Annotated in this window: 18 protein-coding genes and 5 pseudogenes; 10 read left to right on the forward strand and 13 right to left on the reverse strand. The window is 53.1% G+C overall.

Annotation, left to right across the window (positions count from 1 at the left end):
* Window positions 1-13 precede the first annotated feature (13 nt).
* Window positions 14-2,023: an outer membrane protein assembly factor BamB family protein gene (locus KRAC_RS69925; protein WP_052569328.1), complete on the forward strand. Its 2,010-nt coding sequence runs from the start codon at window positions 14-16 to the stop codon at window positions 2,021-2,023.
* Between the two features lie 51 nt (window positions 2,024-2,074).
* Window positions 2,075-4,048 carry an alpha-amylase family protein gene (locus KRAC_RS53380; protein WP_007921470.1) on the forward strand — a complete coding sequence of 658 codons (1,974 nt, stop codon included), beginning with the start codon at window positions 2,075-2,077 and terminating at the stop codon, window positions 4,046-4,048.
* Window positions 4,049-4,193: 145 nt separating this feature from the next.
* Here the strand turns inward: KRAC_RS53380 and KRAC_RS53385 are convergent, their stop codons facing one another.
* Window positions 4,194-4,481, reverse strand: a complete 288-nt coding sequence (locus tag KRAC_RS53385) for a cytochrome d ubiquinol oxidase subunit II (RefSeq protein ID WP_157508118.1) — start codon at window positions 4,479-4,481, stop codon at window positions 4,194-4,196.
* Between the two features lie 74 nt (window positions 4,482-4,555).
* Here KRAC_RS53385 and KRAC_RS53390 point away from each other — a divergent pair.
* Window positions 4,556-4,708 (forward strand): annotated as a pseudogene (locus KRAC_RS53390) (IS6 family transposase); the annotation flags it as partial.
* Window positions 4,709-4,792: 84 nt separating this feature from the next.
* Here the strand turns inward: KRAC_RS53390 and KRAC_RS53395 are convergent.
* The 7 genes and pseudogenes from KRAC_RS53395 to KRAC_RS64390 all read right to left on the reverse strand — a co-directional run bounded on the left by KRAC_RS53395 (window position 4,793) and on the right by KRAC_RS64390 (window position 10,809).
* Window positions 4,793-5,508, reverse strand: a pseudogene (locus KRAC_RS53395) (IS6 family transposase).
* Window positions 5,509-5,907: 399 nt separating this feature from the next.
* Window positions 5,908-6,711 carry a class I SAM-dependent methyltransferase gene (locus KRAC_RS53400; RefSeq protein ID WP_007921472.1) on the reverse strand — a complete coding sequence of 268 codons (804 nt, stop codon included), beginning with the start codon at window positions 6,709-6,711 and terminating at the stop codon, window positions 5,908-5,910.
* A 244-nt stretch (window positions 6,712-6,955) separates the two neighbouring features.
* A complete protein-coding gene (locus KRAC_RS53405) occupies window positions 6,956-7,891 on the reverse strand; it encodes a zinc-binding dehydrogenase (protein ID WP_007921473.1) in 936 nt (311 codons plus the stop codon).
* A 252-nt stretch (window positions 7,892-8,143) separates the two neighbouring features.
* Window positions 8,144-8,764: a VOC family protein gene (locus KRAC_RS53410; protein WP_007921474.1), complete on the reverse strand. Its 621-nt coding sequence runs from the start codon at window positions 8,762-8,764 to the stop codon at window positions 8,144-8,146.
* A 524-nt stretch (window positions 8,765-9,288) separates the two neighbouring features.
* Complete coding sequence (locus KRAC_RS53420; RefSeq protein ID WP_244422055.1) at window positions 9,289-9,960, reverse strand: transposase; 672 nt, start codon at window positions 9,958-9,960, stop codon at window positions 9,289-9,291.
* Entirely contained in the window at window positions 9,903-10,421 is a 519-nt protein-coding gene (locus KRAC_RS53425; RefSeq protein WP_007908282.1) for a helix-turn-helix domain-containing protein, read from the reverse strand. The genes KRAC_RS53420 and KRAC_RS53425 overlap by 58 nt, the downstream gene beginning before the upstream one ends.
* A gap of 22 nt (window positions 10,422-10,443) precedes the next feature.
* Window positions 10,444-10,809, reverse strand: a complete 366-nt coding sequence (locus KRAC_RS64390; protein WP_007921478.1) for a DUF1579 domain-containing protein — start codon at window positions 10,807-10,809, stop codon at window positions 10,444-10,446.
* Between the two features lie 293 nt (window positions 10,810-11,102).
* On the opposite strand from KRAC_RS64390, the gene KRAC_RS53435 reads away from it, so the two are divergent.
* Window positions 11,103-11,504 (forward strand): winged helix-turn-helix transcriptional regulator, encoded by a 402-nt coding sequence (locus KRAC_RS53435; protein ID WP_007921479.1) that lies wholly within the window; start codon window positions 11,103-11,105, stop codon window positions 11,502-11,504.
* A 421-nt stretch (window positions 11,505-11,925) separates the two neighbouring features.
* Here KRAC_RS53435 and KRAC_RS53445 read toward each other — a convergent pair whose 3' ends face one another.
* Window positions 11,926-12,660, reverse strand: coding sequence for an SDR family NAD(P)-dependent oxidoreductase (locus tag KRAC_RS53445; RefSeq protein WP_007921483.1), 735 nt, complete (start codon window positions 12,658-12,660; stop codon window positions 11,926-11,928).
* 370 nt (window positions 12,661-13,030) lie between these two features.
* Between KRAC_RS53445 and KRAC_RS53450 the strand changes: the two genes are divergently transcribed.
* The gene (locus KRAC_RS53450; protein WP_007921485.1) at window positions 13,031-13,399 is read left to right on the forward strand and encodes a winged helix-turn-helix transcriptional regulator; all 369 of its coding nucleotides are present in this window, start codon (window positions 13,031-13,033) and stop codon (window positions 13,397-13,399) included.
* A gap of 246 nt (window positions 13,400-13,645) precedes the next feature.
* Here KRAC_RS53450 and KRAC_RS53455 read toward each other — a convergent pair whose 3' ends face one another.
* Window positions 13,646-14,107: an SDR family oxidoreductase gene (locus KRAC_RS53455; RefSeq protein ID WP_211221503.1), complete on the reverse strand. Its 462-nt coding sequence runs from the start codon at window positions 14,105-14,107 to the stop codon at window positions 13,646-13,648.
* Window positions 14,108-14,319: 212 nt separating this feature from the next.
* Here KRAC_RS53455 and KRAC_RS53460 point away from each other — a divergent pair, with 212 nt between their 5' ends.
* Complete coding sequence (locus KRAC_RS53460; protein ID WP_040447613.1) at window positions 14,320-14,823, forward strand: ATP-binding protein; 504 nt, start codon at window positions 14,320-14,322, stop codon at window positions 14,821-14,823.
* Between the two features lie 141 nt (window positions 14,824-14,964).
* Window positions 14,965-15,338 (forward strand): annotated as a pseudogene (locus KRAC_RS68320) (IS6 family transposase); the annotation flags it as partial.
* 9 nt (window positions 15,339-15,347) lie between these two features.
* On the opposite strand, the gene KRAC_RS53465 reads toward KRAC_RS68320, so the two are convergent.
* Together KRAC_RS53465 and KRAC_RS53470 are read right to left on the reverse strand one after the other, a co-directional pair.
* A complete protein-coding gene (locus KRAC_RS53465; RefSeq protein WP_075164651.1) occupies window positions 15,348-16,985 on the reverse strand; it encodes a zinc ribbon domain-containing protein in 1,638 nt (545 codons plus the stop codon).
* Window positions 16,986-17,353: 368 nt separating this feature from the next.
* Window positions 17,354-18,268, reverse strand: coding sequence for an AraC family transcriptional regulator (locus tag KRAC_RS53470; protein WP_007921490.1), 915 nt, complete (start codon window positions 18,266-18,268; stop codon window positions 17,354-17,356).
* Between the two features lie 162 nt (window positions 18,269-18,430).
* Here KRAC_RS53470 and KRAC_RS53475 point away from each other — a divergent pair, with 162 nt between their 5' ends.
* The 3 genes and pseudogenes from KRAC_RS53475 to KRAC_RS53490 all read left to right on the forward strand — a co-directional run bounded on the left by KRAC_RS53475 (window position 18,431) and on the right by KRAC_RS53490 (window position 22,022).
* Window positions 18,431-19,621 (forward strand): GDSL-type esterase/lipase family protein, encoded by a 1,191-nt coding sequence (locus tag KRAC_RS53475; RefSeq protein ID WP_007921491.1) that lies wholly within the window; start codon window positions 18,431-18,433, stop codon window positions 19,619-19,621.
* 315 nt (window positions 19,622-19,936) lie between these two features.
* Window positions 19,937-21,470: pseudogene (locus KRAC_RS68325) on the forward strand (zinc ribbon domain-containing protein).
* Window positions 21,471-21,620: 150 nt separating this feature from the next.
* A complete protein-coding gene (locus KRAC_RS53490; protein WP_040447616.1) occupies window positions 21,621-22,022 on the forward strand; it encodes an MFS transporter in 402 nt (133 codons plus the stop codon).
* On the opposite strand, the pseudogene KRAC_RS53495 reads toward KRAC_RS53490, so the two are convergent.
* Window positions 22,023-22,915: pseudogene (locus KRAC_RS53495) on the reverse strand (ISAzo13 family transposase).
* Between the last annotated feature and the right edge of the window lie 260 nt (window positions 22,916-23,175).

Below are 23,175 nucleotides of genomic sequence, written 5' to 3' on the forward strand. Positions count from 1 at the left end.
TGAAAGATCTCATATGAAACGATTGTCTTCCCTTCAAGCATGGCTAAAATCCTTCGCCGCGAAGCTTACGCTGGGCTTTGCACTGCTCCTGCTGTTCAGCAACATCGGTATGGCCTTCTTTTTGCACCAACAGACAGGTGGGCGACAATTTCTGGCCGCACACCTCGGTCAGAGCAACAACGCAGTACTTGTGACGCCAGTCAATGCGCAACAGGTGCTGGTAGGGACCCTTGCGAATGAGGTGCGGCTAGAACAAAATGGCCGCACCATTCAACATATGCAATTCCCTGACCTGATCGGTGGCCTGGCGGTCTCCATGCAGACTGGTGCCCCGCATTTCTATGTCGGGACAGCCGACGGCAATATCACTGAACTTGATGCAAACTTTCAACAGGTGTCCGTGCAGCATGTCGATGGTCGTATCGTCGCGCTCCAGTCTGCGCCCGGGGAGGGCTTCCTGGTCGGATATGGGAGTGGGGCCTATAGCAGTAACTATCATGTCGCCTACTACAACGCAAAGGCAAAGACGCCAGTCTTTATCTCCTCGCCGGGAAGTCATGCAATATCGGCTCTGTACGTAAGAGGGAACTCGGTTGCCTATGGTACGGCAAAATCTGAGGTAACGATGCTCGATGCTGCGACCGGAAAAGTACGCTGGGCGACCACGCTGGCTCAACCGATTAGTAGATTACTGGTCCTGGCGGATAACAGGGTCCTGGCCGGCGATAATGCTGGTAATGTCACGCTGATCGATACACAGGGGCACGCGGTATGGCAGCTCGCGGCCTCGAATTACGCCATACGGAGCCTTGTCTTTGATGAGCAGCGAGGATATTTCCTGATCGGCGATGCGCAGGGAGCGCTCTTTGTCCTGGATACAGACGGCAATATCCAGACGACCCAAAACGTCGCTGGCGATGATGTACAGGAAGTGTTACCGGCCGCAGGCAACACGTATCTCTTGATACCACGTAATGGACCATGGCAAACGGTGGATCCCACGGCGGTTCCAGCTATCGTGCTGGGCGATACCTTGAAACCTTACTGGATCACCTTTAACGCGCTCTGTGGGCTCTGCCTTGTGATCAGTTTTATCTTGGCCACAAGCTCTCTACGCAACAGCAGCCGCGCGACATTGATGCTGATCAAGAAGAAACGTATCGCCTACCTTTTTACGCTCCCGGCCATCGCGCTGATCATCGTGTTTTGTTATTACCCGATCCTGACGGCTCTGTACTACTCACTTACCAACTTTAGCCTGCAAAATGTGACGCAATTTGTGGGACTGCAGAACTATGGCAATATCCTGTTCAACGATATCTATTTTCGTACAGGCTTGCTCAACATGGTACTAATCGTCATTGCCAACATTTTAAAGACCATTACGTTCCCGCTCCTGGCGGCGGAACTGGTTTTCTGGGTACGAAACAATGTGCATCGCTACATTTTTCGTACACTCTTTGTCCTGCCGTCCGTTGTACCGGGGCTGGTCTTGACGTTTATGTGGCGCATGGTCTACGATCCCAATACGGGCCTGCTCAATCAACTACTGGGCAGCCTTGGGTTGGCACAGTTTCAACATGCCTGGCTGGGTGATGAGAGGACCGCCCTGGGCTCAATTATCAGCGTCGGCTTCCCGTTTATCTCGGCCTTTGCCTTCCTTGTCTATATGGGTGGACTCCTCAATATCAATGCGGAGATGTATGACGCGGCACAGGTTGATGGCGCGAACTGGTTGGATCGCTTCTTAAAGATCGATCTGCCTTTCCTGATGCCGCAATTCCGCATTCTGTTCTTCTTTGTGATCGCGGGTACCGTGCAGGGTTTTGTCGATATCTTTGTCATGACAGCTGGTGGGCCAGGGACGGCAACCTATGTGCCAGCGCTACAGATGTACCTCAATATTGCGGATGGACACTTCGGATATGCCTCAGCGATTGGCATCATTCTGTTCATTATGATTGTAATCCCAACAGTTTTTGTGCTACTCTTCAAGCGGCAATCGACCGAAGAAGTTGCTTAAGGCACGCGAACAATAGATCTCTACCAGAGGCACGAGAGGAGAAAACGTATTTTGCAGACATCATCATCACAGCCAGCGCGGCTACGGCGAAAAGAGAGTTTTCTGGGTCTTCACTTCGACTTTCATGCCAGGGAAGAGTCCACGGCGGTGGGTAAAGATGTAACGCCAGCGATGGTTGAACATATTATTGAGATGGTACAACCAGACTTTGTGCAGTGCGATTGCAAAGGCCACCAGGGCTATGCCAGCTACCCTACCAACGTGGGGTATCGTGCGCTTGGCATTGTCAAAGATACGCTGGAGATCTGGCGCGAGGTGACGGCCCGGCGCGGGGTGGCGCTCTTTATGCACTATTCCGGAGTCCTGGATGAGATGGCGGTCAAACATCATCCTGATTGGGCGCGTGTAGATGAGCAGGGGAAGGTGGACCCACATACGACCTCGGTCTTTGGTCCTTACGTTGACGAGTTGCTGATTCCTCAACTGAAGGAGCTCAACGACGTCTATGGCGTGGATGGTGTCTGGATCGATGGTGATAACTGGGCGTCCAAGAATGATTATCGCGCTGAGGTTATTGCTGCATTCCAGGCTCAAACGGGTATCCAGGAGATCCCGCATGCCCCGACCGATCCGTACTACTATGAGTTCTCGCAGTTCTGTCGCGAAGGGTTCCGCCAGTATCTCCGCCACTATGTAGATGAACTGCACAAACACAACCCTGATTTTCAGATTTGCAGCAACTGGTCCTTCTCGGCAAAGATGCCTGAGCCGGTAAGCGCGGGGGTGGATTTTCTCTCCGGAGACTTCTGGCTACAGAATAGCGTCAATGGTGCACGTCTGGAGGCTCGCGGTCTACGCCATCAAGGTCTCCCCTGGGATCTCATGACCTGGAGTTTTGGCGGTCAGCATACCAATGAGAACCAGGAAGACTTCTCGACCAAATCGGTCATACAATTGCAACGCGAAGCAGCGATCGTCCTGGCCCTGAGCGGGGGGTTTCAGATGTATTTCCAGCAGGACCGTAACGGGGCCATCTTTCCCTGGCAGATGGAGGTAGCCCGCGAGGTGGCGCAATTCTGTCGTGCACGGCAGGAGATCTGTCATCGTGCCGAGCCAATCCCCCAGATCGCGCTCTACTATGCAGGCTCAACCTTCTATCGGCAGACAAACGTGCACTTCGAAGCGTACGACGGAACTCTGAAGCCGCTGCAAGGTGTGTTGCAGGTGCTCCTTGATAATCAATATTCTACCGATGTTCTCATGGAACATCAGCTCAAAGGGCATACTGCGGATTATCCCCTGATCGTCATTCCTGAATGGAACCGGTTAGAACAGGATCAGATCGAGGAGCTGCTGGCCTATGTCCACAATGGTGGGAATCTGCTGCTCGTTGGCCCGCAGACGGCGTCGCCCTTTGCCGATGCCTTGCAGGTAGAGCTGACAGACGCAACGCAGGAGCAGCAGCCGATCTACCTGGAACATGCGGGACGCCTGGCCAGGCTCAAAGCAGCCAACGCACAGGTACGGCTCAAAGGGTCGGCGCAGGCCTTCGGTCGCTGGTATCCCAGCAACAATACCACCTTACCCTCCTCTCACGCGGCCTCCATCACAACGTATGGGCAGGGCAAGATTGCCGCGACCTACTTCAACGTGGGCCAGCGCTACCTGGAATCGACAACCACGGTTGTCCGTGACTTTATGCATGCCCTGATCAATGCGCTTTTCCCCGAGCCATTGGCGACGGTCACAGGATCGCACCTTGTCGATGTGACCCTCAATCGTTCACATGGCAAGATCGCAATCAATCTTGTCAACACGGCCGGCCCCCACGCGGACGATAAGGTGCATGTCTTTGATGAGATTCCGGTGGTGGGCCCGCTGACCATTACGGTCCGCTGTGAAGAGCAACCGCAGAGGATTACGAGTCAGCCAGCTGGCAGCGAGCTCCCTTTTACTTGGTCCGAGGGGAAAGCCACCTTGACACTCCCGCGCCTGGAGATACACGAGGTCATAATAGTTGAGTAAAGGTTGTAGCGGTGTTCTTGGCGAACAATGCTTTTGAGTTAAGGGATGAAACCGCAAACTATGTACGATGAGTCTTCTCTGCTTGGTGAAAAGTATTGGCCGCGAGGGCCAATACTTTTCACCAAGCAGAGAAGACTCATCGCAGTTACTCTCTTGCCCGATTGGCAACACTCACTTTTCCCCAGAAAAGACGATAGGTAACAACGAAGTAGATGATGGCTAGCAGCATGCCGAATATCCACCAGGCCAGCCCCATAATCTGACCATAGGCAGAAGCCGAGGCATTGTAGATCGTCAGGCTATGCACTCTATCGGTTGCCGGGAGCACCATCGGATAGATGCCAAAGGCAGCGCTGGTCAGCAGGCCAATGATAAAAACGCACGAGCTGAAAAAGGAGAGCAGGTCGCGTCGTGCGACATTAAAGTACCCCATAGGGTTGTGTTGCAAGAATGAGGGTGCGATGGCAAACTCTTCTTTATTTGAGGCGTAGCCGAGGAGTACCCTTGATGAGTCATCAGCATTCGTTCAAGTGGCGTCACTTTCAGCCCGACATGATTCTCCTCTGTGTGCGCTGGTACCTGCGGTACGCGCTCAGTTATCGTGACCTGGAAGAGGTAATGCTCGAACGGGGTCTGCGTATTGATCACACGGGCATTGTCAACTTATTTATAAAAACGAAATATACTGGTGAGCTATAGGAGAAAAGCAATAAAAGGGTAATGAGAAGTGGGGAGGTAGAGGAGTTATACGACCTGCTTGACTCTAGTTACCTCATGCCATTGCTGGAATCGGCCCTGCAAAAGGGCACGGTACTCCCCAGCAGGGAAACGATGCCTTCGTGGTTGGAAATGTCCAGCGATGGGTCCAAAGGCCGAAAGAAAGCGTTGTGCGTGTTTGGCCGATTTAAACCGCCGCATTTTCTTCTCTCGTAGTCGCGTCGGTTGATGTGAGTTTTCCGCTCGATTGTTCAAGCCTTTGTGTTGCCGATGCTCCACGCCAGGCATGATCTCGCGTTTCGCTGCTCCATAGCTCTTCAATTTATTGGTAATGATCACGCGCGGGACGTATTGCAACCCTTTGAGGAGCTTGCGAAAGAACTTTTTGGCCGCCTGCTTGTTGCGTCGGCTCTGCACCAGGATGTCCAGCACGTTGCCGTACTGATCAACAGCTCTCCACAAATAATGGGTTTTGCCATTGATTTTCAGGTACACCTCGTCCATATGCCATGTGTCTCCGTTTTCGGACGGCGACGGCGCAGTTCGTTCGCGTAGGTCTGCCCAAACTTCAAGCACCACTGCCGCACGGTTTCATAGCTCACGACGATTCCGCGCTGTTCCAGAAGCTCTTCCACATCGCGAAAACTGAGGGAAAAACGGAAATACAGCCAGACCGCGTGACTGATGATTTCAGGTGGGAAGCGAAAGCCTTTGTAGCTTGGAGCAGGGGTGTTTGTTTTCATGCAGCTATTCTAGCACATTGTTCAGCTACTTTCCCAAGTTGACAATACCTTCAGTTTTCGGATAAGCACCAAGAGGTACCCGGCCTGAAAGGTTAGATTCCTCTACGTGCTTCTAGAAAAGAGCGACAACTGGCGGTGCAAACAGGTACCTGGAGACAGCTTCGGGCTCACGCTTCTGTTCATAATTTGGAGTCCGTTCTCACTCTGGCCGCGATCTCTCTCCAGTATATCCTCTTTCATCCCTGGTGGTGCCCCGCGCCGGGGCATGCTGCTTCGGGCAAAATGGTCTCGACGGCTCCATTGGGTCAGATGTGGTGCTTTGCATCTCCATATCTTGTCAATGGAGCCTGATTTTTGCAAGTCTCTCCCACTTTCACCAGTTAATGGAGTCCTACCCACTCATTTCTCTCCGATAGCCTTAAAGAACGTGTAACAGAATACTCCATCCGACTCTGTCGCCCGATATAAGTCCCTGATTCCCTTTTCGAACACGTCTGGCTCAACGAGACCTGCGCTGATTGCCGCTTCACGGACACCCTCAATCATCGCCGTAAATGTCCTCTTTGTGAACCCTTCGACCAACTCAGGTTTGCTCGAATCGACGTAGACCATTCGAGGAGAGGCACGAATGGATGTATAGCCTGCGCCAAGCAACAGCGGGTAAAGTTCTCTCCCAATCATCGCGTTGCCGCCAGCCTGCCGTTGCAGTTCAACCTGAGACTGGATCGCTTTATATGCGGCTTCGCTCTCAGGATGAAAGAAGGCCGAACCATGATCCCCTTCGATCACCGTGATTGTGCCGCCTGGCCTCAAATGGTTTTTCAGCGTTTGCAGTGCCTCGAGAGGCCGTGAGAGATGTTCCAGGACGAAACAGACGAAAATGTGATCGAAGGTGTCCAGCCCATGAGATAAATTGAAGATGTCTGCCTGGTGAAAGTGAACATTGGTCAAGCCTGCCGCCGCCACCTTTCGCCTGGCTTCTCGGACAGAGACCTCGGAGATATCGACAGAAGTAATCAAAGCATTCGGGCTGTTTTGCGCAAGGGTGACAGTTTGTGCACCAACGCCGCAACCGGCTTCCAGAACCCGGCTTCCTGCCGGATACGAGGTATCGGAGTGCAGGAGCTCAACCAAAGTAGAGGCTTGGTCCTGTAAACGGATGGTTTCTCGATGATCGTAGCCGTGAACGTATGCTTTATCCATGCTTCCTCTTTCGCTCCGAATGCTGGGCATTGTACATATCGATGTCTGTGCCCATACGTTATCGCACCTAACCGCGCATTAGGTGCGGTAAATAGCCAATGGAGAACAAAAATACTTCTCTGAGAGCCAGTGAACATCAGCACTTTTTACACATTAGGTGCGATAAAAGATGTGAGGAAGTGGGCCTTCTGCCAAATGGCCCACTTTTGTACGAATCCTTGTACTCCCCCATGAACGTCCCATTTCAAGGCATGAGGACGAGTCGCTGGCGTGTCCCGGCCCGCTGACGCTCCCAGGCTTGTTCAACCTGCTGGAGGGGCATGCGTTCGACAGGGACAATGAGCCGACCTTGCCCTGCAAGCTCTGCCATATGGCGATAGACGGTCGTTCTTCGCTCTAGAGAGACATGACCGCTGGCGTACCCGAAGATCGTGAGGGATTGGTTACGTATCAGGGAGCCTTTCAGGGTGATTTCATTCCCGGCGGTGGTCCCCACCTGAACCAGGCGCCCACCGACCGTGGCCGCTTGAAGCGCAGCTTCGGTTGGTGGTCCCCACACATAGTCGATAATCACGTCAATCTCTCCCTGTGCCGCCTCACGATACGAGGCTACCAGACTGTCGCTCGTTGTGAGATTGACGGTGGCATCTGCCCCCAGTTCCTGGACGCGCCGCAGCATGTCTGCATTGCGGCCGGCAGCAACGACGCGCCCGGCACCAAGGACTTTGGCGGCCTGCACCGCAAGCTGACCAGCAATCCCAGTGGCCCCCAGCACCAGGACCGTTTCTCCTGGAATCAGTTGCGCTCGCCACTCCAGGGGGAGCCATGCCGCCAACCCTGCATTGCCCAAGGCGGCAGCCACCGCGTCATCGACCCCATCAGGAACCTCGATAAGACCCTGAGAAGCCACCATGGTCTGTTGTGCCATCGAGCCGTAAGGCGAGATGGGAGCGGCGAAGTAGACGCGCCTCCCGTCAGCGAGACGACCAACCCCTTCACGCCCGGCGACGAACGGGAACTGAGATGGGCTGAGAAAATGCTGCCCTGAGGCCAAAAAGAGATCGAAGTGACTAATAGCCGCAGCGGTCACGTCCACAATCTCGGTGCCTGTCAGCTTTACGGGGTCGTCAAATGTGCCAAACTGTGGTGTTCCATACTCGTGTAAGACCGCAGCATCCATAGAAAAAAACCTCTTAAAAACTGGTCTATTGGTGCGATTCCGACGAAAAGAGTTGGGACAACTGATCTCTGTTCTCGCCCCTGAGATGGAGATCACGCCATGAACCGGGATGGCTCAGTCTCAGGGACAGAGTTATTCGGGCACCGCGTTTCTCGGTGTCCGAATAACCCGCCGGTCATTATCTGCCTCTTTGGAGTCTGATTGGACTGGCTCCAGAAATGCGCGTCAGTGCCGGATATTGCCCTGAACTGATCACCCTATTGGGAACGGAGCGGCTCCTTCGGCAAACTCGCCCGCGCAGGAACGTTCGTGTAACTCCGTGAGTGTTGCTCCCGCTTGCCAGGCTGCCAGGAATGTTTCCGGGTTCACCATGACCCCGAGGGGATTGGAACTTGTCTGGAGCGCGCGCATTGCTTCCAGACCCTTGCGCAAGTCGGGTCCATAGTTGTCGACTTGGAGTTCAAGGGCATTGTTGTCAGGATCTCGGTAATAGAACGACGTATTCGGACCATGATTCATCGCCATGTACGGCAGCAGGCCCTTGTGTTTCAAACGCTGGTACACCCGCATGAGATCGTCAATGCTGTAGGTAAATGCTACATGATGCATGCCCGCGCTGGTGAGCACCTGTTCGGTGCATATGGGATCGTGAAAGAGGACCAGGCGATGGTGAGCCAGATCGAAGGTGTAAAAACCCGCGATGCCCTCCACTTCGAGGACCGGGTGGACGCCGAGGAAGGTGCGATAGAACTCTCGCATCTCCAGAAACCTGGCAGTTTTAAACGCAATATGATGCAGTTGCATAGGAGGAATGCCTGCCTCGTCGAGGCGGTCTTCCTCATTCTGTGGAGTTCCCATCATCTGTCTTGACATAACATATTTCCTTTGCTTGTTTGGATTTTCCTGCGCAACGTTAGGTGCCAAAAGGGGTTCCGGCATTTTTCCCTCCCAAAAATCCCCGCTAGGGCCAGCGAGGTACTGTTTGACCATTGACCTATCAGAGTTCCTCTGACGGTTTCTTTGCCAGTCCTTTTCTGACCTCCCCCTCTGATTTTCAGGGGACCAGATTTCCCCTTCATACTAAAACGACGAATGGGAGAGGGCCAAATCGACAGGTTCGATCAAACCGTCTTTAATAAAAAAGCCAAGTCCAGTGGCATGTCCCCTCCTCCTGACAGCGAGACATGCAGGCTAAGCGTTTTACGGTGATCACACGCTTGTAGGGGCGTTATTGCAGCGGTTTCTCTTCTCGAGAAACTGTTTCCTCATCTACAGGAACCCACTGTGCCTGGAAATACGCCTCTCCGATGTGATAATACGTGTTTTCTCCCTTTTTGACAAAGGTATCACGCAGAGGGAATGTCTGATCTGCAACGGTCATCTCACCTAGTGCATAATTACGAAACCTTTTCGGAAAGAACAAGATGTGGCTCATAGGAACATCCAAAGTAGGCACAGACTCGTGCGGCAAGCTGTTTGGCGGTAAGCAGCCCATCATGTTCGACTACATTGCGTTTGGCATGGACCCATTTGGGCTCAATGGGATTGAGCCAGGGGCTTTTCGTGGGCAGAAACAAAGGCAGAATACGCACGCCCTTGCCCTCGGCTTTGACCAGGCTGTTGTGCTCTCTGATCCAGGTCCGCACCATCTTGCTCACGTGAAAGGAGGCATTATCCCAGATCAGCAGCCAAGAAGTCTTGTTTTGAGCTTGTAGTCGAGTGCAACACCACTCCAGAAATTGGGTGGTGATGGCGCTGACGGGGCGTCCGGTCACGAAGCGCAGCGACATCTGTTTGCGAATCGGATCATCGATCGGTCCCTGTTGCCACAATACTCCATAACAGGCGAGAGCTTTGGGATCAGGATCACCTTTTTGCCACGTCTGTTCCACCAAGCGCACGGGTTGATCTTTCCCTTGCCAGGCGGACAGACGAGGAAGAGCGAACCTGCTCCACCACACCTCGTCCACAAACCCGATGACCCAGCCTGGTTGGGTGCTCGCCCAGGCCATCAGCCGATCGCGTGCGTTTTTTTTTGCTGGTACTGGGGGTCGGGGCTGGTAATCCAATGTTTGGCACGCTTCCAATTGGTCCCTAAGCTTTGGAGCGCTCGGCGCACGCTCGCCACCGACGTTTTGTGGGGGATAACGCCCTGCTCGAAACTGATCTTGGCCGCCAGTTCCAAGGTCCACAGGCCACGGTCGAGTCCAAAGTCGTGGGGACTGCGGTGCAAGAGCGCTTTCAACCGCTCGGCCGCTTCGATGGTGAAGGTCGTTCGGAGTCGATGGGGACGCGAAGACCCCTCTTTGAGCACGGTGAGTCCAGCTATATTGAAGCCTTTGATCGCATTGCGAACGGTCTGGTCGTCGCAGCCCAGATACTTGGCGATAGCGGGGGCGCGCTCCCCACGGGCAGACGCGAGCAATATTTGGCTGCGTCGCAACACGAAGGCATTGGACGAACGCAACCCCGCCTGGATCTGGCTGTGTTCGTCTTTGGTCAGTGGTCGAATAAAAATGGGGGCTTTCATGCCCTCTATGATACCACATTTCCTATGACCTTTCGTCAGAATGCACTAGGAACACAAGTTGATCTCCATCCCAGCCAGATGAGGTCTGTGTTGCTCTCCCTCCGTGACTATCAAACCAGGAGGCAATAAATTGTCGTGAGGTGAGGTCATAGCCCCAGATGTAGATGGCAGAAAGAGGATGGGGATTCTCAGGCGTGGGAATTTCCTCTGTACGCAAGATGAGCCAATTGTTCTCTAAATCCTGGGTGCCATGAATATTCATCTCGATAGTCTTTTGAGAAGAAGTAGGGGTGGCGAAAAAAGTGCCATGAGCTTTCCACGAGTCAACGAAGAAGGCTAGATGCTGAAGTGCAGATGCCTGGGTAGTGTTCGTGTCAAATGTACTCATACAATTCCTCCCTGAAAAGCATTATCTGTTCTGCTGCCGTCGTCTTCAGTCTGTTCGGCAGAACAGAAATCAACGTGTGAGTATGCAAATTGTTCATCGATAGTTAGTTATTGTTAATACCTAAGTTACTTATAGTAACTAATATGAGTATACGTTGTCAGATTGGTTGTGTCAAGTACCAAAGATGTAAGAAATACTCAAGTTATGCTATGTTCCCCGGTTCTCAAAAAGAAGGTTGTTATGGTATAGTGTGAGAAAAAGAACAATGCCATGCGTTGAGAGGGAAGAAAGCTATGACAGATCATCAGGCCCAATCGAGAGAGAGATCCCCAATTCAGCAGAGTGAAACCGTAGAGAACCTGGAATTTTGCCCCCAGTATCATCAAGCTATTGAACTCATTGGCCGTCGATGGATGGGAGCCGTTCTCTTTGCGCTCATAAAAGGGCCACGTCGTTTTACCGAGATTGAGAATATCATTCCTGGTATCTCTCATCGTCTTCTCACGGAACGCTTACGGGAGCTTGAGGAACAGAACATTGTCATCCGTCGGGTCATTGCGTCTTCACCTGTCAAAGTGGAGTATGAATTAACTGAGGCAGGGCTTGATTTGCAAGATGCAGTGATAGCTATCATGGGGTGGGGGAAAAAATGGCTTTCTCCTGTTCCAGCGAGAACGACAGAATCATTTCACTGACATCTTCTCCATGGCTCAAGCCAGGGATTGCTCTAATCACTTCGAGGGCTTCCTGCTTCACGGAGCCTTGCCTGAACAAGACGAAATCCGTCCAGATCTTAGAGCTCTCAACATTTTCCTCCCCCGCTTTCCCCTCTAAGGAAAAGAAGAGATCGATGATTTGAGAAGCATCTGGGAAGGAAACATGTCTTTTGAAAGCATGTTCAGGTTATCCAGAAACTAAGAGCAGTCATGTTCCACGAAAACGAAAAGACGTAGGCGAGCTTCTTGATATTTCTCCGCTGAACACTGCTCTCAGCATCTTTTCTCTCCTCTTTACATACATTGTTGCCTGCTTCGAGGAGAAATCGGGGGAGAGAATGTTGGGAGCTCTTATTGCGCAACTTAAGGAAAGATGAGTTGACGAAGAGGCCTGCAGTGGTCAGCGTGAAGGTGGAGTGGAACCGCGATCGGTCAGGTAATGTAATGTTTTCTGCGCTCTCGTATCTTCTCCTTCGATCAAGCGAGCAACATACTGACCAATCTCTTCTGCCTGGTACCAAGCTTCATTATCAATGCCGACCTGTTTACGTGGGCGGGTGCGAATCATGCCAATAATCAATTCGTAGAAGCGTGGCCCTTGACCGGCCAATTCTTCAGCCATTGTCAAGAGTAGCATCTTGCGTCCGGCGTTGGTAGCGCTCACGGGAGCGGCTTTGGGGTAAGGAATGTCCGAACTATAGCCACTGAGATGAACGACTGCCCCTAAATGGGGCCGAACCAACGGCACCAAGGCGCGTAGTGCATAAAAGTGGCTGGTGAGATTATTTTGCAAGCCTTTTTCCCAAGCTTCATCAGTCACCTGAAGCAAGGGCGCGCCTCCGCCCGTGCTCCAGTCGCCCATCGAGATGACTAAGCCATCGAGCTGCCCAAATTCATTAAGCAGGTGGGTCGCGAAACTATTGGTTTCTTGTGAGGTTGAAAAATTTCGGGCGAATGTGACTAATCTTCCCCCGCTGAGATCCTCAGTATAGTGACATAGTGCCTGTAACTTAGCAGTGCTACGTCCTTGCGCAATGACTGTTGCTCCCGTCGCCAGCAGCGTGCGCGTAACCTCTTCGCCGATCCCACCCGATGCACCAACAACCAGCACGGTGCGATGTGCTAACTGGACCATTGTCAAGAATCCTTTCGAAAAATGAGTTGCAGCAGTGAAGGCTCAGCCCTCATCCACCTCATCCTACGATATGCTATAAATTTGTTCGCAGGCTACTTTTAAGTAGCCTGCGAACAAATTTATAGCATATCAACTTGGTATTGTCAAGAAGTCAGATGACAATGGTTCCGTCAGCCATATGGTAAGCGAGACGTGTAAGACGATGATGGGAGAAGTATTTTTGTGCGAGTTTTTACAGAATAGTAATTGCTGAGAGCTTTTCAATGCCCTAATCTTCGACAATCGATCCCCTTTGTTGTGAGGGATTTGTGATACAGTAAGGAGATACATACTAGTAAGAACTGTAAAGGTAGGAGAGGAGAGTAATCAAATGGCGCATGAAACGGAGGGGGGCGCTCAGGGAGTCGGAGGTGTGGAGAATCGCGCTGCCTGTGGGCAATATCATGAAATACTAGAATTTCTGGGACGAAAGTGGATGGGATCGGTGCTTTCTCTGTTAGCAACGAGGTCGTATCGCTTCAACGAACTGCTGGGGGCAATTCCAGGTATTTCCGACCGCATGTTGACGGAGCGTTTACGGGATCTTGAGACACGTCGTTTTGTGGCACGTCATGTTCTCGCAGCATCGCCAATTCGTGTGGAATATGAGTTGACCGACAGAGGGAAGGAACTCAATGAAGTCGTAGCATCTCTCGTTCACTCAGCCGAGCGCTGGTTTGCCAAGGAGGAGAAGCGCTGATCTGAGCCGTGGGGTTGGGAGGCAGGCCTGCTCGCCGATAGCAGCCTAGCATCAACTGCCGACAGAAAGATGGCAAGACCGATTGCCATCACACTACCCCAACGACACATAGATATCTCTCCCTCGTTTTTTTCTGTTCTCAGCAAATCAGGCTCCTCGAGATGGGTCTGAGCCAGGGAACACTGGCGAAACTGCCGCTCGCACATGCTGGCCGGAGGAGAGAAAACTCTCCTCACGGCACACGACTTACTCCAGGGTGAACCCACCGTCGACCGGTGTGTATGTTCCTGTGAGAAAGCGACTGTCATCGCTGGCAAGGAAGGCGATAACCCGTGCGACATCACCAGGCTCTCCGACACGGCGCAGTGGCGTGATGTTACTGAAGGCTTCTTTGACCTGCTCAGGCACAAAGGCGGTCGCATCTGTTGCGGTCATGCCAGGAGCCACGACATTGGCGGTTATCCCTAGCGGACCAAATTCCTGGGCGATGAAATTCGCAAACGTATTGAGCGCCCCTTTGGCGGTGCCGTGCGCAATCATACCCACATCGGGATATTTTACCACTCCAGCCGAGACGTAGATGAGCCTGTCGAAGGCTTGCTGACTCATGATCGGAAGGACCGCTTTGGCCAGGAGAAAGGCCGCTTTCAACTCTTCGTCGACTTTCTGCACGAAGGCGCTCCAGGGCATCTCGGTAAACGGTTGCATCGCAAAGGGGAAGCCACCTCGCCACATGATGCTTGAAAGGGGTGGTCAGTCCAAAGTGAGCAAAAACTATCACCTGTGCTTCTCCAAATAACCTAAATCTGTGAATTTTAAGCGAAATTCGCTTGTTTCCAGTCTTGCTCAATGAACAAAAATCTTGTATGCTGCTGACAGAGAGATTAAACTCATCCCCATACATGCGAGAAAGGCCGATGATGAGAACATTGTATTTGGTATGTGGTGCTCCCTTTTCAGGAAAGACCACTTTAGCGAAGCAGATAGCCGAACGAACCCAGAGTGTCTCTGTGAGTCTTGATGATCTCATGAGACAACGAGGGCTCGATCTCTCACGCCCACAACCTGCCGAGGAATGGGAGAAAGCTCATCAGCAATGCATCCAGTTACTTGATACCCTCATGCACCAGGAGAAAAACGTGGTGTTGGATGATACTCTTTTTCTCAAGTGGCTCCGAGATCGGTATAGGAAGGTGGCACTTTCACATCAGTACCAGGTCGTGACGATCTACCTCTCCATCCCTCTTGCAGAACTCGAAAAGAGGAGACAGCAGGTGGTGGCGACACAAGAGAGGAATTCTCTCGCTAATGAGAGTTTTTATCCGGTGATTGAGCAATTTGAAATCCCTGATAGCCATGAAAATACCATCGTCTTCGACATGACCACTGATCTCTCAGATTGGATGACAAGCCATTTTTCTTGACTCACTCACCTCTTTTCGCCTGCTTGGGTATTGCCAGTCCCTGCTTCCGTTGATAGTGTTGGGTATGTACAAGAGCCTTATTTTCAAGGGCCCAGACTTTTTTTGCTCACTTTGGACTGACCACCCCTTTCAAGCATCATGGAGCGAGGTGTCGACCATACCACGATCTATCGCTGGGTTCAGCACTATGCCCTGAGCTAGAACGGCGCAGCCGACCTTATTTGAAGACGACAACGGATTCGTGGCGGGTTGATGAAACGTACATGAAAGTGAAGAAGGAATGGGTCTATCTCTCTCGAGCAGTTGACTCGCAAGGTCATACGCTTGATTCCATGCTGAGTCCGACCCGGGATGGGAAGGCAGCCAAGCGTTTCTTTGTGAAGATCCTTGCCACTTCTCATCCGAACGAACCGCGAGTGATTAATGTCGACAAGAATGCCGCCTATCCCAAAGCCTTCAATGATCTCAAAACAGCAGAGCGTATGGTTGACCAGTGTGAACTGAGGCAACTGAAGCTCCCCGCGCTAAAGCGCTGGGGGTTCCAGGGATTCGTTCCACGCTTCCAGTCCTTCCCACTGATGCAGGAAAGCTGGCTCTTGTGGTGGTTCCCCTGGACTTTTGGGCAGACGCGCTCCGGCTCTGGGGATGCCAAAGCTTCGGGGCAAGGACTGCCCCTCTCTCGCGCGTTGTGCTAGACGCTCGTGTGCTGCCCGCAGGCGCGCTTCCGCACCCTCCCAATACGCTTGGTACCGGGCACACGAGGGAGTGGGTTCTGCTGGATCGAGATAGGCGGCCAGGAAGGCCGAATACAGGTCGCGTTGCACCGGTCCTACGCCGCATTCGCAGTGATGCCAGCGCTGAGAAAGCGGCTTCTTGACCCGTCTGCCACAGTCGTGGCACCATTGGCTCAGCGCCGTCGTGCGTGTGGGAACCTCGACCAGGGTGCCGCCCGTGCTTGCAACGGTGCGTCTCAAGAGTTCCACAAACATCCCTGGTGCTCGCAGTCCCACGCTCTTGCCGAAACGTTTCTGCCATGCCTTGTAGGAGACCTTTTCGAGGATGATGGTCCTGCCCAGCGCGACCACCTCGTGCACCTTGCGGCCGTGCAGGCTCTTGCGGTGCGCCGCCAGCTTGCGCTCTTTGGTCGCCTTGCGCCGCCGGGTGGCCTGGTAGCGCTTGCTGTTCTTCCAGGGCAGACGCTTCTTCCCCTGTTTCTTGACGCGCCCCTTCTCGTCGTAGTGCTCTGGATTGCCCGCTCGCCGCTGCCGATCCATCTGCCGCTGCAAACGGCGAATGGCACAGGCCTCAGGAGCCAGTTCCGCGCAGAACACCTGCAAGCTCGCCTCCCCTTGCTGGGGAACGAGCGCAAGGGTCGAGGGTCCCAGGTCAGCCCCAACGATGCCCTGGCCAATCGTGTGCTTGGGTTTGTGGTGGGGCTTGCCCTCCAGGGCCAACTGCACGACGTAGCGAGAGCCCTGTGCATCGGCTCCGGCCGCTCTGGGGCTGCTGGCGGGACGTTGGATGAGGCGGGCGTACTTGATGCGGTGCCTCAAGCCATGGATCACCACCTCATCCTTCCAATTGATGAGGGCGGGCAACTGGTCTCCGTTCCAGAGCAGATAGCCGGCGTTGCCTTCAGAGGCGGGCTGCAGGACAAAGCGGAGACTGGTATCGTTGCGCTTGTTCTCGATGCTGGAGAGGCCACGTCCTCGGCTCTTGAAACGCACGCGTTTCGCTTTCCCCAGGCAGACGCGGTTGAGAGCACGATAGGCGCGAGTGGCCAGGGTTTGGGCGAGCACGGCCTCGATGTGCTCGGCAATCCAGCCCACGCGCAGCCTCTTGACGGCTTCATGTAGCGCGGCTTCGGAGAAGCCATGCGCCTTGCGCAAGGCGGAGAAGGCTGCCGCTCGTTCCGCTTTGTGGGTGCGAGGAAGGGCGCGGGCCTCTTGCCAGGCGGGGTCAGACCGCATGCGGCGCAGGCGCTGTTGTCCTTGGGAGAGGATGGCGTTGTAGAGCTGACGAGCGGCTTCCAGATGAGCGCGCAGGCGGGCGGCTTGCCCTGCATCGACGGCCAGGGGCAGTTCCAGCAGAAAGGTGGGCGTCGCAGGTCGCTTCTCCTGCTGTTCCTTCTGTTTGCGTTGTCCCTGACACTTCTTCGGCATTGTGGCCCCTTCTTCGAACATACACGTGATCTCGATCCACTGACGTCTATTGTCCCAGAGGAACGAGAAGAACGCAAGTTCTAGGTATCTGACCCTGCTCTCTTTCCTCTCATCCAGCAGAGGCGGCGATTCATCCCCGGCATGAATGACCGGGGCTTTCTCGCCGCGTTCTCTGTAAAAGGGGATGTGAGAGGGCAAGTCGCACTGATCACCACGCTCTTTGGAGTGGTTGCCTAAGAAAGCTTGAGCGAGTCTGCTCACATTTACATTCTTTCCTCATTGTTTTTGCAACATAACCCCATTCACAATCTGTTCAACCTCTGTCTCGGCATTGGTAAGCTTTGTATGCTAGTGCTCTGCGTGTCCAGTTAGCCATGCTTGCGATACCGGGCCGGAGGGATGCCTATTTCTCGCTTAAAGGCTTTGCGAAAGGCCGCTTCCGACTCATAGCCAAGTTGCTGGGCGATCTTCTCCACCTTGACCTCGTTTTTGAGTAAACGCAATGCCTTCTGCATACGCCAGCGTGTGAGGTACTTCAAGGGTGGCTCCCCCACAAGATGCGTGAAGCGCGCGGAGAACACAGAACGAGAGAGTGCTACCGCCTCTGCCAATTCCTCGACTTTCCACCCTTGCTCGGGAAACTGATGAATCAGACCCAGTGCCATGCTGATGGGCTGATCTCGTAGTGCTGCTAACCATCCTCTCTCGGCATCTGCTTGCTGATCAATCCAAAGACGGATGACCTGGATGAAGAGCATTTCTGTCAGCCGCCTTAGCATCACTTCACTCCCCGTCTTCAGGGAAATTGACTCACGGGCTATGAAATTCACGATATCAGCAAAGCCATGCTCCATGCGTCCCCGTTCTCCTGGAATATGAATGACTTTTGGTAAGCAGTGGAGCAAGGGGGAGTCGCCAGGCTGGTCAAAATGGAACGCGCCACAAAGCATCACCATCTTTGTCCCTTCATTCTCGGAAGGGAAGAGCCGATGCTCACGATACGCTTCATAGTTCAAGCATACGGCTTGGGTCAAGGGTGATGCGGGTTCATCACAGAGGATGTGAGCATGACCATGAGGAAAGAGCATAACGTCTCCATCCTCGATTCGCAGAGGCTCTCGCTCTCCCTCGATAAAGAGATACCCACCACCAAACGTGAGAATGTGAAAAATCATATCTTGACTGGCAGCAAATTCAAAACGCCAGGACGTCGTCATCTCTGTACGCGAAGAAAGCCAACCTTTCAGATCGAGGGAATGAAGCACATCTGTCAAAACATCCACGATATTCTCCAATATTGAGATGATCAGACATATTTTCCTGACACTATGCCATAGATTGCCTCAACAATCAAGGGTACACTACACGCATCAAGAAGCCCTTGCGCATCAAATACGCAAACGAAGAACCAGAATGGCTCTCGAAGAAAAAAGGAGAAATTCACCATGCATGCAGATACAAGAAAACAGCAGGATGTTCAGTCTCTTCCTCTTGCTTCGGACTCCGGGTCCAATTGGAGAGGCGCATGGTACGCAGCCCCCATGCAAATGCAGCCAGCACATTTCACGGGCCGCACGCTCTCACAAATCGTCCATCTCCATGCTGGAGGGAGCCAGATCCGGCTCCGCTTTTCAAACCGCTACGGTGAGCACCCACTCGTGCTCACCTCAATCTCTGTCGGGCGCTCCATCTTTGGTCTTGTGCAGGAGAGACCATCTCAACCTGTCCTTTTTCAAGGGCAGGAACGTGTCTCAATTGAAGCCGGGAGAGAAATAGTGAGTGATCCCATTCACCTTCAGGTGGAAGCATTCAGCAATCTCGTCATCAACTTTATCGTCGCAGAGGGTGACATCTTCACTGGACACCTCATCGCCTCACAGACCTCCTATGTTTCAACGCTTGGTGCCAGGAGCGCCAGTACGATAACGGCGGTTGAGGAACTTCTTCCCTCCTATCCACTCATGACGACAGCCTGGTGGGCTGTAACTGGTGTGGATGTCTTGCCGGAAAAACCAATCAACGTGGTCGTAACGCTGGGGGATTCTACGACTGATGGCGCGTTCTCCACTATCGATGCAAACAGGCGCTATCCAGATTACTTAGCTCGCCGGCTCGCGGCTGCAGGCGAGGCAGGCTTTATGTCGGTCCTCAACGCAGGCATCAGTTGGAATGAATTGCTAACAACTCGGTTTTCTGCGGCAGGTGAGATGACATTGCATCGTTTGGCCTGGGATGTCCTGGAACAAGTAGCTGTGACAGACGTGATTGTGCAGATTGGAATCAATGACCTGCGCAATGATGCACAAGCCACAACTATGATTGATGGTTTGCAGCAGCTTGCCACTCTCTTGCGGGAACGCCGCCCGCGCATCTTCGGTTCGACGATTCTACCTGGTTCATACACGCCTGAGCAGGTAGCACAGTGGCGTATTGTGAATACCTGGCTCCGCGAACAGGGAACCCAGTGGTTTGATGCCATCTTTGATTTTGCGGCAGCGTTACGCCATCCAGAGGATGAAACGAGACTCGATCCCAGGTGTAATTCTGGTGATGATATTCATCCGAATGATACAGGCTACCAGCGAATGGCAGAGACAATAGATATCACTCAATTGGCAGGCAACCTCATATGCTAAAACTGCTTGATGTATCACATCACCCATGAATACCGCTTGGATGTCTACATGCAATGGTGTGTTGCTGCCAGTTCAACATACGGTTTTACAGCCAAGAGCACAATGACACTTCGACGAAAGAGAATAAATATCTCATGACAGGAGAGGGCTTTAGCCCGCCGCAAGCCACGGTTCTTTAGACCGTGGTGAGGCGTGTTATTGGGCTTTAGCCCTTGTAAAATATAGTACTATATAGAACACATGTTTGACAATTTCACATCAGTCTGGTATTCTCTAAGAGAGATACCATATATTTTGCGAGAGGAGGTACTGAACATGGCAAAAGCCACGAAAACCATCAGGCAGGCATTACACTATCCACCGCAGTATGCTGCCTACTTCGCGGCAAACCAGGTCCTCTTCAATCACGTCGTGGCCTTTTATTTCGACTGTATCCAGGCACACGAAGGTCTTCTTGCCCTCAAAAATAAGGAGGCCCTCACGGCCCTGGAGAGACTCACCCATGGAACGGGTGCCAACCCCCATCCGATCATGCCACTCACCGATCTCGCGCCAGATATCCCTGCTCTGTTCCGACGCGCTGCTATCAATGCCGCGCTCGGCTCGGCTCGCTCCTTCTTCTCCTCTCTCAGAACATGGCGAGCACGTAAGCAGAAACACGAAGCCAAACACACGAAGAAGGGCAAGAGGAGGCCGTTCAGGGGGCGGCCACCAGTCCCGCCCCGATCATGGAATAAGTCGGCTCCCTTCTACGCAAGCCTTTGGCGCGAGCGTTGTACCCGTTCTATCATGCTCAAGGTCTGGACCGGCTCGTGCTGGTCCTGGCTCAAACTACACACGCTCGGTCGCGATCTCCCTGATGGTGATCTGATGGGCAGTCCGCAACTCGTCCGCAAGGGAGATCGCTGGTGGTTGCATACCCCTCTCGAAAAGACATTCGAGGCGCCCGCAAAAGTTATAGAGCAACTCACCGCCGCCGATACACGTCTCTGCGCGGTGGATCTCAATCTTGATCATCACGTAGCTGTGTGCAGCGTCCAGACCGTTGACGGCACCATCCTGGCTACTTCCTTCATTGGGAGTGGCACAGCGGTATCGGGCACAAGGCGCGCAACTGCTTGGACGTATTGCGCGCAACCGATCACAGACTGGCATCATTGCCGAGAACGAACAGGACAATGCCGACCTCTGGGCCAAAATCAGGCACGTTGACGAACAGAGCGCGCACCTGGTGAGCGCTCGCATTGTCCAGTTCGCCACCAAGCACGAGGCGAGTATTCTCGTCTTCGAGCATCTAGGCAACCTGCAACCAGAGCAGGGCAAGTATTCGCGTCGGGGCAATACGAAACGGGCCTACTGGATGAAGGGCCGCATTTTCCGCTACTCAAAGTACAAGGCGTGGAATGGAGGCGGTATCATCACGGCCCGTGTGAATCCGCGCAATACCAGCCGGCAATGCCATCGTTGTCATGGCCTGGTCGTGCGCTACAACCAGGGACAACCCCAGGAGGGCTATACTCCCGGCACCGCCCTCTGCTTCTGCCCACAGTGCCAGATGCGCGACCATGCCGACAGAAATGCCAGCCTGAGAGTCGGGCAGCGCTTGATCGAGCGTACGCAAGCCCCTTTGAAGGAAAAGCCTCATGCTCTGACGCGACGTGCGAAGAGGGAGCCGAAAGGCTCAGGTGTTGGGATCTCCCAGGATGCCAAATGCCAGATGGGACCATCTCTCCCTGCGGCAAGGCGTGGAGATCATGCCAACGGGCATGGCACCGCCCAGAGAGGAAGGCGCCGGATGGGCGCGCCCCTCTCAGATATTGCGTCCCAACTACGGATTCACTTTGAGTAGTGGCTACGCCACCTATCTCACGAATCCGACTACGGCACAGTGTCAGAAGCTGCTCGGCTTTAGCCGACGCGGAGTGTCACTGATATATCCTTTCCCAATATTGATCTACAACAAGGCGAACCATCTCGTGCTGATGCACGTCGTTGGCTCATGCTGTTGGTCGTTCTTCTTGCAACCTTTATGGGATCACTTGATACCTTTATTGTCAATGTTGCCGCTCCATCGCTTGAAACAACGCTTCATGCGAGCTTTGCAGACATACAACTGGTTCTCGCAGGATACACTCTCGCGTTTGCCGTGGTATTGGTTACAGGAGGGCGCCTTGGCGATCTCTACGGACGCAAACAGATATTCCTTCTAGGCGTTGCTGGATTTACCTTGTTCTCTGCTTTGTGTGGCTGGGCACCTGGTACCATATGGTTGATTGTCTTTCGCATCTGTCAAGGCAGTATGGCAGCGCTTATGCTTCCTCAAGTCGTGGCTCTGCTGACAACGACGTTTTTCTCTGAAGAACGTGGACGGGCATTAAGGGTATTTCCGGAAATAAGGTAATCATTGCAGTTGAGGCTTGATGGTATAGTTCCATTCGCCATGAAAGGGATCGCGAAGCAAGTTGAGGGCAGCAAGCTCGTCATCAGTCACCTTGAGTCCAGTCGGATAGGGATTGCTGTCCTTGAGTGCCATTACCGTCAAGCCTTCATTCGTTGTCGTATGCGAAATCAGTTCGAGGACCACTTCCAGTGAGGTCAGCGGTTTCGCCCGCCAGTTGATGGAAATGAAGGAAAACAAGCGATGTTCAATCGTGTTCCATTTGCTGGTAGCAGGTGGATAATGGGCGACGGTAATGGAAAGCTGTTCTTCGTTGGCAAGTTCTTGCAGCTTCTTTTTCCACAAGCGGTTCCTTACCCCATTAGACCCACCTCCATCGGCGGTGATGAGCAGATGCTTTTTGTCGGGATAGAACGCTTTTCCTGATCGCTGCCACCACCTTCTGATACTTTCCACCGCAAATTCCGCTGTGTCATGGTCCAGGCCAACGTTGACGAAGCCCTGATTATGGACCAGGTCGTAAACCCCATAAGGAATGGCTTTGCCATCAGCGAGGGACAAAAAGTCATAGACATTGACTTCCGTTGCGCTCCCTTGGCTTGCCATGTTGAGCCATTGTTCTTGAAATTCCCGATCAACTCCTTTTTCTTGCAATCGACAGAAATGATCGGGTTGCCCTGCTGTTCAAACGCCTGGCATTGCCCTTTGATGTGATGAAATTGAGCATCTCGATCAGGATGAGAGACCCCTTCGATGTTCTTTTTATTGGCACGTAAGGAGAAGCCCAGATCGTGAAGCAATTCTGCCAAGGCTGATTTCTTGATTTGGTGCCCCAGAGCTTCCAATGCCTTGACCAACTGTGCCAGGGACTTGGTCGTCCATCGCACCAGACTCATCGGATCACCTTTGGGATCGAGCAGGCTTTCCAGATCTGCTTGCAACGTCGCATCTTGCTCAACGGCTTTCTTTCTTCACCAGTTTGACGAAGGCGCTCTCCAGGCCGGTAGCACTCTCCTGTTCCCAACTCGTGCAGCCCTCGCTTTACCGTATTTCTTGACGCTCCTGCTTCCATGGCAACCTCTGCCACGCTTCCTCTCTGTTGTGCTTCCATGGCAAGATATTGCCTCCACTGCTTTTCGTTGAGTAAGGCTCGCAT

Origin of the sequence: Ktedonobacter racemifer DSM 44963 (assembly GCF_000178855.1) — a bacterium.
In the GTDB taxonomy this organism is placed as follows: Bacteria; Chloroflexota; Ktedonobacteria; order Ktedonobacterales; family Ktedonobacteraceae; genus Ktedonobacter; species Ktedonobacter racemifer.